Genomic DNA, 14,791 nt, shown 5'->3' on the forward strand with positions numbered 1-14,791 from the left:
TCAATTGGTTAAATATTCTTTGCTTTCCTTATTATTTACCCCCCGTGGAGATAATGGATAAGGAATTTCAACGCCGCGCACTGTAACACAGAATACTGTCAACCCCAAAATCACGAGTGTCTAGCATAGTTTATAAAATGCCGCCTCTAGATAGAAGCGGCGGAAAGAATTAGTTGCATCCTTTGGTGAAATCTATCACCAGTATGTTATTTATTTGATAAAGAATAAAATGATCGTTTTCAGCTTTAAAGGCTGTTGAACAACGAGAGTTTATGGCATTCGCTTGTGCTGCCGACGTAGGTGGAAGCCACTCTCGCTTTATACCTTCAAATTCAAAGCGTTTATTAGTCCACCACCAACCTGGGGAGTATCTGTTAATGGCGGAAATAATGGGGAAATTCTTTTCGCTGTTGGCAAAGACGTCTGATGAAGGAAAACTGCCTACGGTTACAATATGTTTATAGACCAGGTTAGCAGCGCTTGTTTTAACTTCTTGAATTAAAATGCTGGTAAAGTACTCTTGCGATTTTATTGCATTAGTAACGGCACTAACCATGATTAAGGTATAGAGGAATGCCGCCAGGGGAACGATAAGGAAAAGTTTCGTCTTTTCCTTGAGCGCCAGCATGATAACCATGTTAAAGAAGAGAACGACGCCACCGACACCAACGTAAATTCGTGGAAAGTTACTAACAGGGGCTTCAAGAATCAATAGAGAGCCCACGCTCATGATCAATACGGCAAATGGTGTAATTAAGATAATGGCTGTTAACGAAATCCCTTGAATGTTCCATTGTTTCGTTTTTCTTGAAAGAAGAATCAATGTGATGGCGATGAGCGTCAAAACTAGAAATAAGGCAACCATTATAGTTCCATTGCCTTTCATGAAACTATTATTAACGAACGTATAGTAAGAAATGAAATTATCAACAATCAGCTTTATTATGCTCTCGCTGGCAAGCCCTGGGTGATCCTCAGTATGGTTGCCACTAAAGTATTTTGGAACGACTACCAATAGGTATAGCAAAGATGCGATGATAAATTGACCGATTCTGGATGCCAATCTCAGCAGCGTAAGTTTGTTACTCTCATTATCACTGTAAGACTTAATTAACTCTATCGCTGCAAGAATGACGAAGAGGTTAACCGAAGCTTGATAAGTGCTGTAGGTGCCCACAACGACAGCAATACCAAGCAGAATGTTTTTATATTCTTGCTGATATCTATAGCTGTAAGCTATCAACGGCAATGAAATGCTGATGAGCAGGGTCAGGCTGTCAAATCTATATAACAATATCTCTGGCGTGGAAGGAGCTAGCAGATAGGTGAGTGGAATAATTGCATAAATTTTTTGACTGGGTAGATAAACTTTTGCATAGGCATTGAGACTGATGATGAGAATGATACTGCCAAATATTAATGGCAATGGGTAAAGATCAACAAGATGGCTTCTAAAATTAATGATTTTCATTACTAAATCGGCAACAGGTCGCCCATCGGCCCCCCAGTTGGTATAACCAATGGTGGCTCTCCCCATATCATCGACATAATACAGGTTTGCCAATAGAACTGGCAGTATGAGTAGTCCTATAGCATAGCTGAGGAATTTTAAATGGCTATGGTTTTTCATTTGTTGCCTTTCAGTAAATAGCGTGGTCTTTTTTTAGTTTCGATATAGATCCTGCCAATATACTCGCCGAGTACACCGATCCCTATCAATTGTACACCACCAAGAAACAGTATTGACACCAGGATAGAAGGATACCCAGCAACGGGATTTCCCCAAATCAGCTTATCGATGATCATCCATACCCCATAGAAAAAGGATAAAGCTGCCACAAAAAAACCGATATATGACCAGATCCTGAGCGGGAGTGTCGAAAAACTGGTGAAACCTTCAAGTGCCAGATTCCATAACTTCCAGCCATTAAATTTTGTCTGGCCGGCGACTCGCTCGGTACGAGTGTATTCCACGACCGCGGTATCTCCTTCCACCCAACCGAGGATCCCCTTCATAAACAAATTTCTCTCCTGCAACAATTTGATATTTTCTACTGTTTCTCGGGAGAGCAGTCGGAAATCGCCTACGTTCTCTTCAATTTTGGAAGAACTTATTTTATTGTGAAGTTTATAGAACCATCTGGCTGTTTTACGCTTGAAAGGGCTGTCGGTGCTCCTATCGGCCCGTTTGGCTAGCACGATCTGCCAGCCTTCCTGCCATTTATTGATCAACTGGGGAATGACTTCGATAGGATCCTGAAGGTCAACATCAATCGGGATGACCGCATCGCCGATGGCATGTTCCAGGCCAGCCAAGAGGGCGGGTTCCTTGCCAAAATTTCTTATGAAGCTTAGGGCCTTTACGGCTGGGTCCGCATTTGCAAGTGATTGAATAATCTGTTCGGTTGCATCTTTGCTACCATCATTAATGAAGACAATTTCGATATCATATTCGGACAGCTTTTCTTTTACCGTACGATAGAATATAGGTATTGCATCTTCTTCGTTGAAGACTGGAACAACTAATGAAATTTTCATTTTTTCACCCTGAAAACAATGAAATTAGAATAGACAAAGCCTGCTATAAGGCTGATAAAGGAAAATGCGGCTAGCGTGATCAGGGGAGAAGTATGCATTTTATCAGCCGCCCACCCGATAGTTGCCGCCATTGCCCCCATAAAGAGCACAAACAGTATATAGCGCAGAGAGGTTGCCTTTGCGTGAAATGTCCAGCGAGCGTTGGCAAAAAATGAGAAGGTTACTGCGACACAAAATGCTGCTGAATTGGCCAGTAACTGACTGGCTCCCAGCGTGTATAAAGCCGCGAAGACCAACCAGTGGATCAGTGTATTAATTAACCCTATTGATGTATATCTAGCGAATAATGATAATATTTTGGATGGCTGGCCCACTCTAGGATCCTGTTTTGGTGTTTACTCTTAGCTACCCAGCATCTTAGCCGTTGTTGGTTAGATGAAAAAGCAGCAATTGCCGTGCTGGGAATGAAATGTTTATTTTATGATCCTGTCTTGGTTACACGAGCCCTGTGGGCAGGTTTTCTGCTGTGTACCGGACGTAATTTCACCTGCTCTAATTAGTTACAGGGGGTATTTCGCGGAGCGCAGATTATACGCTTTACACCCGTTTTTTCACTAATTGTTCGCTGTGGTGGATGCGATCGTGGGTATGTTCGAGCTCGTGCTGGAGCAGGGCCATAAACAGCAGGTCGGTCAGGGCGAACTGTGCGGTGCTGGAAGAGATCGCCGCGCTGCGGATATTGGGCTCTTGCGCAATGGTATAAAGGCAGTGATCGGCCCGTTGCTGTAGGCCATTAGGTGAGAAGCTGGTCAGTGCCAACACCTTGGCTCCGGCAATACGTGCTTCTTCGGCGGCCAGGTTGATTTCACGCCGTTCGCCGCTAAACGAGATCGCCAGCAGCAGATCCTCCCTGCTCAACGCCTTTATCGTCGCCAGTTGAACGTACATATCTGCTTCTGCCACCGCCATCACGCCAATCTTTAGCAGCTTGAACGACAGGTCTTTGGCCACTAGCCCAGAAGCCCCGATGCCGACCAAGATCACCCGCCGCGCCGCACGCAGCATCTCCAGGGCGGTAAGCAGCCGCTGTTCACTGTTGATATCCAGGGTAGCTCGCAATGCGGCCTGCTTTTCCAGCAGCAGTTTCTCACCGACGGTTTTGAGCGGATCGCTGCTGAGGATGTGGTTATGGACCGTCACCACCTTTGCGATCTGCGGTTGAGCCAGCACCTCACCCAAGGCCAGTTTCAGCGCCGGAAATCCCTTGTAGCCCAGTTTCTGGGCGAACTTGACTACGCTTGATTGGCTGACACCGGCCAACTGGGCCAGCTTTTGTGAGCTGAGGTGGCGGGCCTGTTCGGGGTTACCCAACAAAAAGTCCGCCAGTTTGCGATCGTTTTGTGCCAGCGTTGGGTAAATCTGACGTATGCGAAGAAGGGTACTCATGGTTTTTTCCTTTGAGCCAGCCAGCATTCTGCCACGCCGGTGGCAAAACGGGCAGCAATCATTTTTGCGAGCAGGCCGCTAAAACGCTTGCAGCAACACTATGATTTGATGAGTTAACGCGCCTTTGGCGTTGACCAATGTCGGTTGTATCTGGTCGGTCTAGTGATTACGATAATAACCGGTTGTATTTTCACCTGCATAATGGGGTCAACGATCCCGAGGAGTAACGCTTGACTGACAAACCGGTTGCACAGGCCCAGCGCGTGGTATTTTTCGATCTGGATGGCACTTTGCATCAGGAAGACATGTTTGGCAGTTTCCTGCGCTTTTTGCTACGGCATCTGCCGTTGAACCTGGTGCTGGTGGTGCCGCTGTTGCCCATTATCGGATTGGGTTTGTTGATCGGTGGGCGGGCGACACGCTGGCCCATGAGCCTGCTATTGTGGGCCATGACCTTTGGCCGTTCAGAGGCCAGGCTGAAAGCGCTGGAGGCGAAATTCGTCGACTATTTTCGCCGTAAGGTTACCGCCTTTCCGGTCGTGCAGATGCGTTTGCGCCAGTACCTGGATGCCCAGGATGCTCAGGTGTGGTTGATCACCGGCTCTCCGGAAAGGCTGGTGGAGCAGGTTTATCGGGATTCTGCGTTCCTGCCACGGGTACGGCTGGTGGGGAGCAGCATTGTGCGTCGCTACGGGGGCTGGGTGCTGCCAATGCGCTGTCTGGGAGTACAAAAGGTGGTGCAACTGGAGCAGCGTCTGGGAGCGCCATTGAAATTGTTCAGTGGCTACAGCGACAGCAAGCAGGATAACCCTTTGCTCTATTTTTGCGAACACCGCTGGCGGGTGGGTAAAGAAGGCGAGTTACAGCAGTTGGACTAAATAAGGCTCCCCCAGTAAAACGAGGGAGCCTGGCAGCGGTTACATGGCTGCTTTAAAGATTGCCATAATCTGTTCGTGGCTAGCCTGGATTGGATTGGTGAATCCACAGGCATCGTTCAGGGCGTTAGTGGCTAACGTAGCAAAGTCTTCTTCTTTGACCTGCAGATCGCGTAAGCCTGCAGGAATTCCCACGTCTTTCGCCAGTTGGCGAATGGCGGCGATACAAGCGGCAGCCCCTTGCTCATCGCCAAGGCCTGCAACATTTACGCCCATAGCGGCGGCAATGTCTTTCAGGCGCCCTGCGGCAACCTGAGTATTGAACTCTTGCACGTGCGGCAACAGCACGGCGTTACACACGCCATGTGGCAGGTTGTAGAAGCCACCCAACTGGTGCGCCATAGCGTGCACATAACCCAATGAGGCGTTATTAAATGCCATACCGGCCAGGAACTGGGCATAGGCCATGTTCTCGCGCGCCTGCATGTTTTGCCCGTCGTTGACCGCATCACGTAAAGACTCGGCAATCATGGTGGCGGCTTTTAGCGCGCAGGCATCGGTGATTGGGTTGGCGGCGCTGGAGACGTAGGCTTCGATAGCGTGGGTCAGCGCATCCATACCGGTGGCGGCGGTCAGGCCTTTTGGCATGCCAGCCATCAGGTGAGGATCGTTGACCGACAGGATCGGAGTCACGTGCTTGTCGACAATCGCCATTTTGATGTGGCGCGCTTCGTCGGTGATGATACAAAAACGCGTCATCTCGGAAGCGGTACCCGCAGTGGTGTTGATCGCAACGACCGGCAACTGCGGCTTAGCTGAGCGATCAACCCCTTCATAGTCTTTGATTTCCCCGCCGTTAGCGGCGACCAGGGCAATCCCTTTCGCACAGTCATGCGGCGAACCGCCACCCAGCGAAACGACACAGTCACAGTGATGTGCGCGCAACAGTTCCAGGCCCTGTTTTACGTTTTCCGTGGTCGGGTTGGGATGGGTGCCGTCATAGACGCAGCTTTCAATGTTCTGTGCTGCCAACAGGGCTTGCACCTGAGCTACGACGCCAATGCCGTTCAAAACCTTGTCGGTCACGATCAGTGCGTTATGCAGTCCATGCTCTTTCATGGTTTTTGCCGCGTCTTCCAGGCAGCCGGAACCAATCATGTTGATGGAAGGGATAAAGAATGTTGAGGCAGCCATAACCTACTCCTTATAAAGGCTTTTTGCGTGAGGTAAACCTTATCGTGCTAATGCTTAAGAAAATATGATCTATCACAATTTAGTTAGCAAAAATTTGCTTAATTCTACAGCTTGATTTTCCACCGGTTTATAACGTTTATCTGAAATTTTAAGAAATGAACAAAATTTAATCATCATTAAATATGATGTTATTGATTTGTTGGTGGCGTTTTGAGCGATCGACAAACGTGGCAGGTTCAAGCTTATTTACCTCAACGAGGCCGAGTGGCTGCGGCAAAAGGGACTAGTGTGTATAATGCCCGCCGCGATGCGCACGAGGATTGATGTGGTGAATGAATATAGTGATGAGTATTGGATGCGTCAGGCGTTAAGCCTGGCTCAACGTGCGCAGGAACAAGGTGAGGTGCCGGTTGGGGCGCTGCTGGTGCTGGACAATCAGGTGATTGGCGAAGGTTGGAACCGGCCGATCGGCCGCCACGATCCCACCGCTCATGCTGAAATCATGGCGCTGCGCCAGGGGGGGGCGGTATTGCAGAATTACCGCCTGCTGAATGCCACGCTGTATGTCACGCTGGAGCCTTGCGTGATGTGCGCCGGGGCGATGGTGCACAGCCGCATCCGTCGTTTGGTATACGGCGCGGCCGATGAAAAAACCGGAGCGGTGGGTTCACTGGTGGATATTCTGCGCCATCCGGGCATGAATCATCAGGTAGAAATCGTCTCGGGCGTGCTGGCAGAAGAGTGCGCCGCCACCCTCAGCAACTTTTTCCGTATGCGCCGCGAGCAGAAAAAAGCGCTGAAACTGGCGCAACGGGCTGGAAAAGACCCGCAATAACTACATGCCAAATAACTACAGGGCGAGCGCCAGCTTGGCTTCCACGGCCGGATAGCCCTTGGCCAGCTCGGCCTGTTTCATCGCTTCTACCGCCTTCTTCTCTTTTTCCAACAGATAGCCCACCAGGCTGACCTGATAACGGCGGATGTTTTCCACGTAGTTATAGGCTTCGCGGCCACGGGCATAGCCATAGGTGAGTGACGGATAGTAGCGCTTCTGGCTCAGCATCGGCAGGCGCTGTTTCACGTCGACCCAACTGTCGGGGTTGCCTTGCTGGCTTTTGGTGAGTTTACGTGCATCCAGCATATGGCCCCAGCCCATGTTATAGGCGGCCAGTGCGAACCAGATCCGCTCATCTTCCGGCACCGTGTCGGGCACCTTCGCCATCAGACGCTGCAGATAGAGCGCCCCGCCTTGAATACTTTGCTCCGGATCGAGCCTGTCGGTGACGCCCAGGCCGTCGGCAGTGGCCCTGGTCAGCATCATCAGCCCACGGACACCGGTGGGGGAGGTCGCCTGCGGATTCCAGTGCGATTCCTGGTAGGCGATGGCGGCCAGCAGCTTCCAGTCAATTTCGCTGGCATACTTTTCAAACAGCGAGCGGAAAGTGGGCAATACCGAATCGATGGCTGACAGGAAGGTTTTGGTATCGACGTAGTCAAAACTGCCCACGTGCCCCAGATATTTCTCTTCCAACCGGGCTAGCGTGCCGTCTTCTACCCTTTGGCTATAAAAATCCAGCAGCGCGGCGTACAGGCTATCGTCATTGCTGCGCTTCAGATACCAGGTCACTGGCTCTTCATCGGTAATGTCAAAAGCGACGGCCAGCTGTGGATGGATACGCTGCAGCAGGGCAATGGTCACAGAGTCGCCGATGGTGTAATCCAGCTTGCCATCGGCCACCTGTTCCAGCAGCTCTTTCGAGGTCATATCGCTTGATGCTTCCCAACTGAGTTCGGGGTATTTGCTTTGTTTGAGCTGCTTTAGCGTGCTGACGTGCGCCGAACCGGAGGCCACCGCCAGCTTGCCTTTGATATCGGCAAAGGTTTTTGGCCGTGTGGTACCCAACCGATAAACCAACTGCTGGGAAACGGAATAGTACGCCGGGCCGGTACTGGCGCGGCTGAGGCGATCCCGGTTGTAGATTAGCCCGGCAGCGAGAATATCGGCATTGTCGTCATCGAGATCGTCAAACAGGTCATTGATGTTTTGGTGTGGGATCACCACCAACTTGACCCCCAGGTAGTTGGCAAAGCTTTTGGCCAGCTCATAGTCAAGGCCACTCGGCCCCTGTGGGGTAGTGAAATAGGTTAACGGTGAGTTTAACGTGCTGACGCGCAGTTCCCCCCGCGATTTGATCGCCTCGAGTTGGCCTCCCTGTCCATCACGCCAGGCGATATTGGGCCACAGGGCAAGCGCCAGCAACAGGGCCACAACACCGATTAGAATGTAATTTATTTTTAGGCGTTTCAAATAGTTATCTCAAATAGATGCACGCTTTATGTTGACCGGAATCAGGATTTTTTCATGGTTAAATCACCAGTGCCGGGGCATTTTGCGCAACATTACGCCAGCGTGCAACTTTATTGATAGGTTATGAGAATTCGGCAGCGGGAATAGCTTTTATCAATAATAGCTACGCAAACGGTTTCGTCGGCGGCGCGGATTATCTATAATGGCGCGCGTTTTCCCCCTGTTGCGCCCAATGAAGTGCTGAACCCAGTTGCTTCGAAGACGAGAGAACTTTGATTATGGAAATACTGCGTGGTTCGCCCGCTTTGTCGGCTTTTCGCATTACCAAACTACAGTCCCGCTGCCAGGATGCTCAACTGCCGATCGTTGATATCTATGCCGAGTACGTTCACTTTGCCGATGTCAGCGCACCGCTAAGCGCCGAAGAGCAGGCCAAGCTGCAGCGGTTGCTCAAGTACGGTCCTTCTCTCGCTGAACATGCTCCGCAAGGTCGCCTGCTGTTGGTGACGCCGCGCCCGGGCACCATTTCTCCTTGGTCTTCCAAAGCCACCGATATCGCCCATAACTGTGGCCTGACGCAGGTGGTTCGTCTTGAGCGCGGCCTGGCATTTTATGTCACAGCGCCGACCTTGACCGATGCCCAGTGGCAACAGCTTGCCACCCTGCTGCACGATCGCATGATGGAAACGGTATTCAGCGAGTTGCAACAGGCGGAAACACTGTTCTCTCATCATCAGCCCGCACCGTATCAGACGGTGGATATCCTGGCCCAGGGCCGCAGCGCGCTGGAACAGGCCAACACCAAACTGGGGCTGGCCCTGGCGCAGGACGAGATCGACTACCTGCTGGCCGCCTTTACCGAGTTGGGGCGCAACCCAACGGATATTGAGCTGTACATGTTCGCACAGGCCAACTCCGAACATTGCCGCCACAAGATTTTCAACGCCGACTGGGTCATCGACGGCGAACAGCAACCGAAGTCGCTGTTCAAAATGATCAAAAATACCTTTGAGCAGACGCCGGACTACGTGCTTTCTGCCTATAAAGACAACGCAGCGGTGATGGAGGGTTCCCAGGTGGGGCGCTTCTTTGCCGCGCCGCAAAGCGGCCTGTATGACTATCATCAGGAAGAAGCACACATCCTGATGAAGGTGGAAACCCATAACCACCCAACGGCGATCTCGCCTTGGCCAGGAGCTGCGACCGGTTCTGGCGGAGAGATCCGCGACGAAGGTGCAACCGGCCGTGGCGCGAAGCCGAAAGCTGGCCTGGTAGGGTTCTCGGTTTCCAACCTGCGTATACCGGGTTTCGAGCAGCCTTGGGAACAGGATTTCGGCAAGCCGGATCGCATCGTCACCGCGCTGGATATCATGACCGAAGGCCCATTGGGCGGTGCGGCATTCAATAACGAGTTTGGTCGCCCGGCGCTGGTCGGTTACTTCCGTACTTATGAAGAGCGCGTCAATAGCCACAACGGCGTTGAGCTGCGTGGCTACCACAAACCGATCATGCTGGCAGGCGGCCTGGGCAACATCCGCGCCGATCATGTGCAAAAAGGTGAGATCACCGTGGGTGCCAAACTGGTGGTGCTGGGTGGCCCGGCGATGAACATCGGTTTGGGCGGCGGGGCGGCTTCGTCGATGGCCTCTGGTCAGTCCGATGCCGATCTGGATTTTGCTTCGGTACAGCGTGATAACCCGGAAATGGAACGCCGCTGCCAAGAGGTGATCGACCGCTGCTGGCAGATGGGCGATAGCAACCCGATCCTGTTTATCCACGATGTGGGTGCCGGTGGCCTGTCGAACGCGATGCCGGAACTGGTTAGCGACGGTGGCCGCGGTGGCCGTTTCGAACTGCGTGACATTCTCAACGACGAACCGGGCATGAGCCCGCTGGAAGTGTGGTGTAACGAATCCCAAGAGCGCTATGTGATGGCGGTAGCGCCTGAGCAAATGGCGACCTTTGAGGAAATCTGCCGCCGTGAGCGCGCGCCTTTTGCGGTGATTGGCGAAGCGACGGAAGAACGCCATCTGACGCTCAACGATCGCCACTTTGACAATCAGCCGATCGACATGCCGTTGGATGTGCTGTTGGGCAAAACGCCAAAAATGACCCGCGACGTGAAACGTCAGCAGGCGAGCGGCGAAGCGTTGCAGCGTGCTGATATCTCCATTGCTGATGCGGTCAAGCGGGTGCTGCACTTGCCAGCCGTGGCGGAGAAAACTTTCCTGATCACCATTGGCGACCGTACCGTCACCGGCATGGTTGCGCGCGACCAGATGGTCGGCCCATGGCAGATCCCGGTAGCCGACTGTGCGGTAACCACGGCCAGCCTGGACAGCTATTACGGGGAAGCGATGTCGATCGGCGAGCGTGCTCCCGTCGCATTGCTGGATTTTGCCGCCTCAGGCCGCCTGGCGGTAGGGGAAGCGCTGACTAATCTGGCCGCGGTGGAAATCGGTTCGCTCAAGCGGGTGAAACTTTCTGCCAACTGGATGGCCGCAGCGGGCCACCCTGGTGAAGATGCCGGTCTATATGAAGCGGTGAAGGCGGTGGGTGAAGAACTTTGCCCAGCGCTGGGGATCACCATTCCGGTGGGCAAAGACTCGATGTCGATGAAAACCCGCTGGCAGGAAGGCAATGAACAGCGGGAAATGACGTCACCGCTGTCGCTGGTGATTACTGCGTTTGCTCGCGTGGAAGATGTGCGCCACACCGTGACGCCGCAACTGTGTACCGACAAGGGTGATAGCGCACTGTTACTGATCGACCTGGGTAATGGCCACAATGCCCTTGGGGCAACGGCGTTGGCGCAGGTTTATCGCCAACTGGGCGACAAGCCAGCCGATGTTCGCAACGTGGAGCAATTGGCCGGTTTCTTCAACGCGATGCAGCAGCTGGTGGCGGATCGTGCGCTGTTGGCCTATCACGACCGTTCCGATGGCGGCCTGTTGGTCACTTTGGCCGAGATGGCGTTTGCCGGGCATTGCGGCGTGGAAGTCGATATTCAGGCGCTGGGTTCTGACGCCTTGGCTGCCTTGTTCAACGAGGAATTGGGTGCGGTGATCCAGGTGCCAGCTGCGCAACTGGCGGCCGTACAGCAAGTCTTTGCCCAACACGGTCTGACGGATAACGTGCATCACCTTGGCCAGGCGCTGAGTGGCGATCGTTTCGTTATCACCAGCGCTGGCAAACCGGTGTACAGCGAAAGCCGCAGCACTCTGCGTACCTGGTGGGCTGAAACCACCTGGCAGATGCAGCGCCTGCGTGATAACCCGGAATGTGCCGATCAGGAGCACCAGGCCAAGCAGGACGAGCGCGATCCGGGCCTGAACGTCAAGCTGACCTTCGCGACCGATGATGATATCGCAGCACCTTATATCGCCAAGGGCGCACGCCCTAAAGTTGCGGTATTGCGTGAGCAAGGGGTTAACTCTCACGTTGAGATGGCGGCGGCGTTCCACCGTGCCGGTTTTGATGCGGTTGATGTTCACATGAGCGATCTGCTGGCAGGCCGCCGCGATCTGCAAGAGTTCCACACGCTGGTGGCCTGTGGTGGCTTCTCTTATGGCGACGTGTTGGGGGCTGGTGAAGGCTGGGCTAAGTCGATACTGTTCAACGAGCGCGTACGCGATGAGTTTGCCGATTTCTTCCATCGCCCGCAGACCTTGGCGCTGGGCGTGTGTAACGGTTGCCAGATGATGTCCAACCTGCGTGAACTGATCCCGGGGGCTGAACATTGGCCGCGCTTTGTGCGCAACCTGTCGGATCGTTTCGAAGCGCGCTTCAGCCTGGTGGAAGTGGCTAGTAGCCCGTCGCTATTTATGCAGGGTATGACAGGCTCGCGCATGCCGATTGCCGTTTCTCATGGTGAAGGCCATGTAGAAGTGCGCGATGCGGCGCATCTGGCGGCGTTGGAACATCACGGCCTGGTTGCGTTACGTTTTGTCGACAACCATGGTCAAGTGACCGAAGCTTACCCTGCCAACCCGAACGGTTCACCGAATGGGATCACCGCAGTGACCAGCAGCAATGGCCGCGCCACCGTAATGATGCCGCATCCAGAACGCGTGTTCCGCACCGTCAGCAACTCCTGGCATCCAGAGGAGTGGGGTGAAGACAGCCCTTGGATGCGCATGTTCCGCAACGCTCGTAAGCAACTGGGGTGATTTAACCAGAGGTTTGCGTGCAAGTTTACTGAGGCGCCGCGTAGGCGCCTTTTTTATTTCTTTATTTTTTAATTGGTTAGCCCGTATGTCGGTTTTTTGAGACAAAGGCCATATTGCCTGTCTCTAAAAAGAGACATTTAACTAATTGATTTTAAACAGGGTTAAAGCGATTGAATTTAGTTGTCGTGTTTTGGCGACGCTATGTCGGATTAATACTCAAACTCGACCACCCAGGTAGAGCGCTGGAAGTGACGTTAAAATAAATTATCGTTAATAAACAGTATGATGTAAATATTTTTATAAAGTTGGCACGGAAGGTGCATTATAACTATCAGTTGCTCATTCACCTTTTTATGATTGGCCCCGTCTGGTACGGAACAGCGCCTCATAAGCCTCCGAATGATGCCTAAGAAATGGTGCCTATCGTCCAACCAAACCGATAACAGACGCGCAAGCGACTTTATCAAGCATCGGACGACACGTGGAGTGAGGCACCGCCTAGTATCCAACTGTGATGATATGTTCATCAATCCCGGATACTTTTTGGATGCTATTCGTCCCAATCAGATGCCAGCCTGGTGCTACATCACCTGGGGACGAGGAGTAAGGGCATCCACATATTCCTTGCGATGGGGCATCATGCCCCAGCGTCAAAATCCAAACCGCGTTGCCTCCGTTTTCCCCTCGATACGTTCTCAAACCACATCAGTTTCCTCTTTTGGGATAACGCGTTTTTGCTTATCTGAACGCCATTAATCCGCTGCCGGGCTTTTCTCTCCCCGGATTGTCGGTTAGCATCTGGGCAGACTAGAGATAATGAGATGATTTCTTTGAAAAGATGGCGTCTATTTCCACGCTCGTTGCGCCAATTGGTCGTAATGGCGTTCCTGCTGGTGCTGTTACCGCTGCTGGTATTGGCTTATCAGGCCTACCAAAGCCTGGATCATCTCAGCGCGCAGGCGGCGGATATCAACCGTACGACGCTGGTGGATGCCCGGCGCAGTGAGGCAATGACCAGCGTGGCGCTGGAAATGGAGCGTAGCTATCGCCAGTATTGCGTACTGGTCGATCCTACCCTGGAGCGGCTGTACCAGAACCAGCGTAAACAGTATTCACAAATGCTGGATGCCCACGCCCCGATCCTGCCGGACGAACGTTACTACCAGACACTTCGTAAACTGCTGACTCAGCTTGCTACCATCAAGTGCCAGAGCAGCGGGCCGGACAAGGACGCTTCACTGCTGTTAGAGTCTTTTTCACATTCCAACGCCGAAATGGTCCAGGCCACCCGTACCGTGATATTTTCCCGTGGGCAGCAACTGCAGCAGGCGATCGCCGAGCGTGGCCAATACTTTGGCTGGCAGGCGCTGTTGCTGTTCCTGGTCAGCGTGCTGTTGGTGGTGCTGTTTACCCGCATGATTATCGGGCCCGTCAAGGCCGTTGAGCGTATGATTAACCGCCTGGGGGAAGGGCGGCCCATCGGCATGACGGCGTCCTTTAAAGGCCCGCGTGAACTGCGTTCTTTGGCTCAGCGTATTGTCTGGTTGAGCGAGCGCCTGGCCTGGCTGGAATCGCAGCGCCATGAGTTCCTGCGCCATATCTCCCATGAGCTGAAAACGCCGCTGGCCAGCATGCGTGAAGGCACCGAGCTGTTGGCCGATGGTGTGGCAGGCCCTCTCACCTCCGATCAGAAAGAGGTGGTGGCGATCCTCGATCAGAGCAGCCGCCATCTGCAATTGCTGATTGAGCAACTGCTGGATTACAACCGCAAACTGGCAGATGGCCCGTCGGAACATGAAAACGTCGAGCTGGAAGAACTGGTGGATATGGTGGTCGCCGCCCACAGTTTGCCGGCACGTGCCAAGATGATCCGTACGGAAGTCAAACTTGAGGCGGAAATCTGCTGGGCAGAGCCTACGCTATTAATGCGCGTACTGGATAATCTCTACTCCAATGCGGTGCACTACGGCAAGGAATCCGGTAACATTTGGATCCGCAGCCGCCAGGTCGGCCAGCGGGTACAGATTGACGTTGCCAATACCGGTAGCGCGATCCCGCAAGCGGAACGAACCATGATTTTTGAGCCTTTTTTCCAGGGGAGTCACCAGAGAAAAGGGGCCGTTAAAGGAAGCGGACTGGGGCTGAGCATTGCACAGGACTGTATTCGCCGTATGCGTGGCGAATTGAAATTGGTGGATCTCGCCGATGCCGACGTCTGCTTCCGTATTGAATTGCCATTAACCGCCGAGAATGAATAAATA

At 52.9% G+C, this 14,791-nt stretch carries 10 protein-coding genes; 4 read left to right on the plus strand and 6 right to left on the minus strand.

Features of this window, described 5'->3' with window-relative positions; genetic code table 11:
• Positions 1–169 precede the first annotated feature (169 nt).
• The 4 genes from ACX9GU_RS06650 to ACX9GU_RS06665 all read right to left on the minus strand — a co-directional run bounded on the left by ACX9GU_RS06650 (position 170) and on the right by ACX9GU_RS06665 (position 3,984).
• Positions 170–1,630, minus strand: coding sequence for a glucosyltransferase domain-containing protein (locus ACX9GU_RS06650; RefSeq protein WP_473194239.1), 1,461 nt, complete (start codon positions 1,628–1,630; stop codon positions 170–172).
• Positions 1,627–2,538, minus strand: a complete 912-nt coding sequence (locus ACX9GU_RS06655; protein WP_166733177.1) for a glycosyltransferase family 2 protein — start codon at positions 2,536–2,538, stop codon at positions 1,627–1,629. Before ACX9GU_RS06655 ends, ACX9GU_RS06650 begins: the two co-directional genes overlap by 4 nt.
• On the minus strand, positions 2,535–2,894 hold the full coding sequence (locus ACX9GU_RS06660) for a GtrA family protein (protein ID WP_473195125.1): 360 nt from the start codon (positions 2,892–2,894) through the stop codon (positions 2,535–2,537). The genes ACX9GU_RS06655 and ACX9GU_RS06660 overlap by 4 nt, the downstream gene beginning before the upstream one ends.
• A 241-nt stretch (positions 2,895–3,135) precedes the next feature.
• Entirely contained in the window at positions 3,136–3,984 is an 849-nt protein-coding gene (locus tag ACX9GU_RS06665) for a MurR/RpiR family transcriptional regulator (protein ID WP_473194240.1), read from the minus strand.
• 230 nt (positions 3,985–4,214) lie between these two features.
• Between ACX9GU_RS06665 and yfhb the strand changes: the two genes are divergently transcribed.
• On the plus strand, positions 4,215–4,862 hold the full coding sequence (gene yfhb / locus ACX9GU_RS06670; RefSeq protein WP_021178894.1) for a phosphatidylglycerophosphatase C: 648 nt from the start codon (positions 4,215–4,217) through the stop codon (positions 4,860–4,862).
• Positions 4,863–4,901: 39 nt separating this feature from the next.
• On the opposite strand, the gene yiaY is transcribed toward yfhb, so the two are convergent.
• Positions 4,902–6,053: an L-threonine dehydrogenase gene (yiaY, locus tag ACX9GU_RS06675; protein ID WP_473194241.1), complete on the minus strand. Its 1,152-nt coding sequence runs from the start codon at positions 6,051–6,053 to the stop codon at positions 4,902–4,904.
• Between the two features lie 328 nt (positions 6,054–6,381).
• On the opposite strand from yiaY, the gene tadA reads away from it, so the two are divergent.
• Complete coding sequence (tadA, locus tag ACX9GU_RS06680) at positions 6,382–6,888, plus strand: tRNA adenosine(34) deaminase TadA (RefSeq protein WP_473194242.1); 507 nt, start codon at positions 6,382–6,384, stop codon at positions 6,886–6,888.
• 15 nt (positions 6,889–6,903) lie between these two features.
• Here tadA and mltF read toward each other — a convergent pair whose 3' ends face one another.
• Positions 6,904–8,361, minus strand: coding sequence for a membrane-bound lytic murein transglycosylase MltF (mltF, locus tag ACX9GU_RS06685; RefSeq protein WP_473194243.1), 1,458 nt, complete (start codon positions 8,359–8,361; stop codon positions 6,904–6,906).
• A gap of 275 nt (positions 8,362–8,636) precedes the next feature.
• On the opposite strand from mltF, the gene purL reads away from it, so the two are divergent.
• Together purL and ACX9GU_RS06695 are read left to right on the plus strand one after the other, a co-directional pair.
• Positions 8,637–12,530, plus strand: coding sequence for a phosphoribosylformylglycinamidine synthase (gene purL / locus ACX9GU_RS06690; RefSeq protein ID WP_473195126.1), 3,894 nt, complete (start codon positions 8,637–8,639; stop codon positions 12,528–12,530).
• Between the two features lie 821 nt (positions 12,531–13,351).
• On the plus strand, positions 13,352–14,788 hold the full coding sequence (locus ACX9GU_RS06695; protein WP_473194244.1) for a sensor histidine kinase: 1,437 nt from the start codon (positions 13,352–13,354) through the stop codon (positions 14,786–14,788).
• Positions 14,789–14,791: the final 3 nt, after the last annotated feature.

The organism is Serratia sp. K1WW1 (assembly GCF_055790865.1).

Bases quoted from the DNA above. Each gene is read 5' to 3' on its own strand.
- ACX9GU_RS06650 (WP_473194239.1), bottom strand. From the start codon at position 1,630: ATGAAAAACCATAGCCATTTAAAATTCCTCAGCTATGCTATAGGACTA.
- ACX9GU_RS06655 (WP_166733177.1), bottom strand. From the start codon at position 2,538: ATGAAAATTTCATTAGTTGTTCCAGTCTTCAACGAAGAAGATGCAATA.
- ACX9GU_RS06665 (WP_473194240.1), bottom strand. From the start codon at position 3,984: ATGAGTACCCTTCTTCGCATACGTCAGATTTACCCAACGCTGGCACAA.
- yiaY (WP_473194241.1), bottom strand. From the start codon at position 6,053: ATGGCTGCCTCAACATTCTTTATCCCTTCCATCAACATGATTGGTTCC.
- ACX9GU_RS06695 (WP_473194244.1), top strand. From the start codon at position 13,352: ATGATTTCTTTGAAAAGATGGCGTCTATTTCCACGCTCGTTGCGCCAA.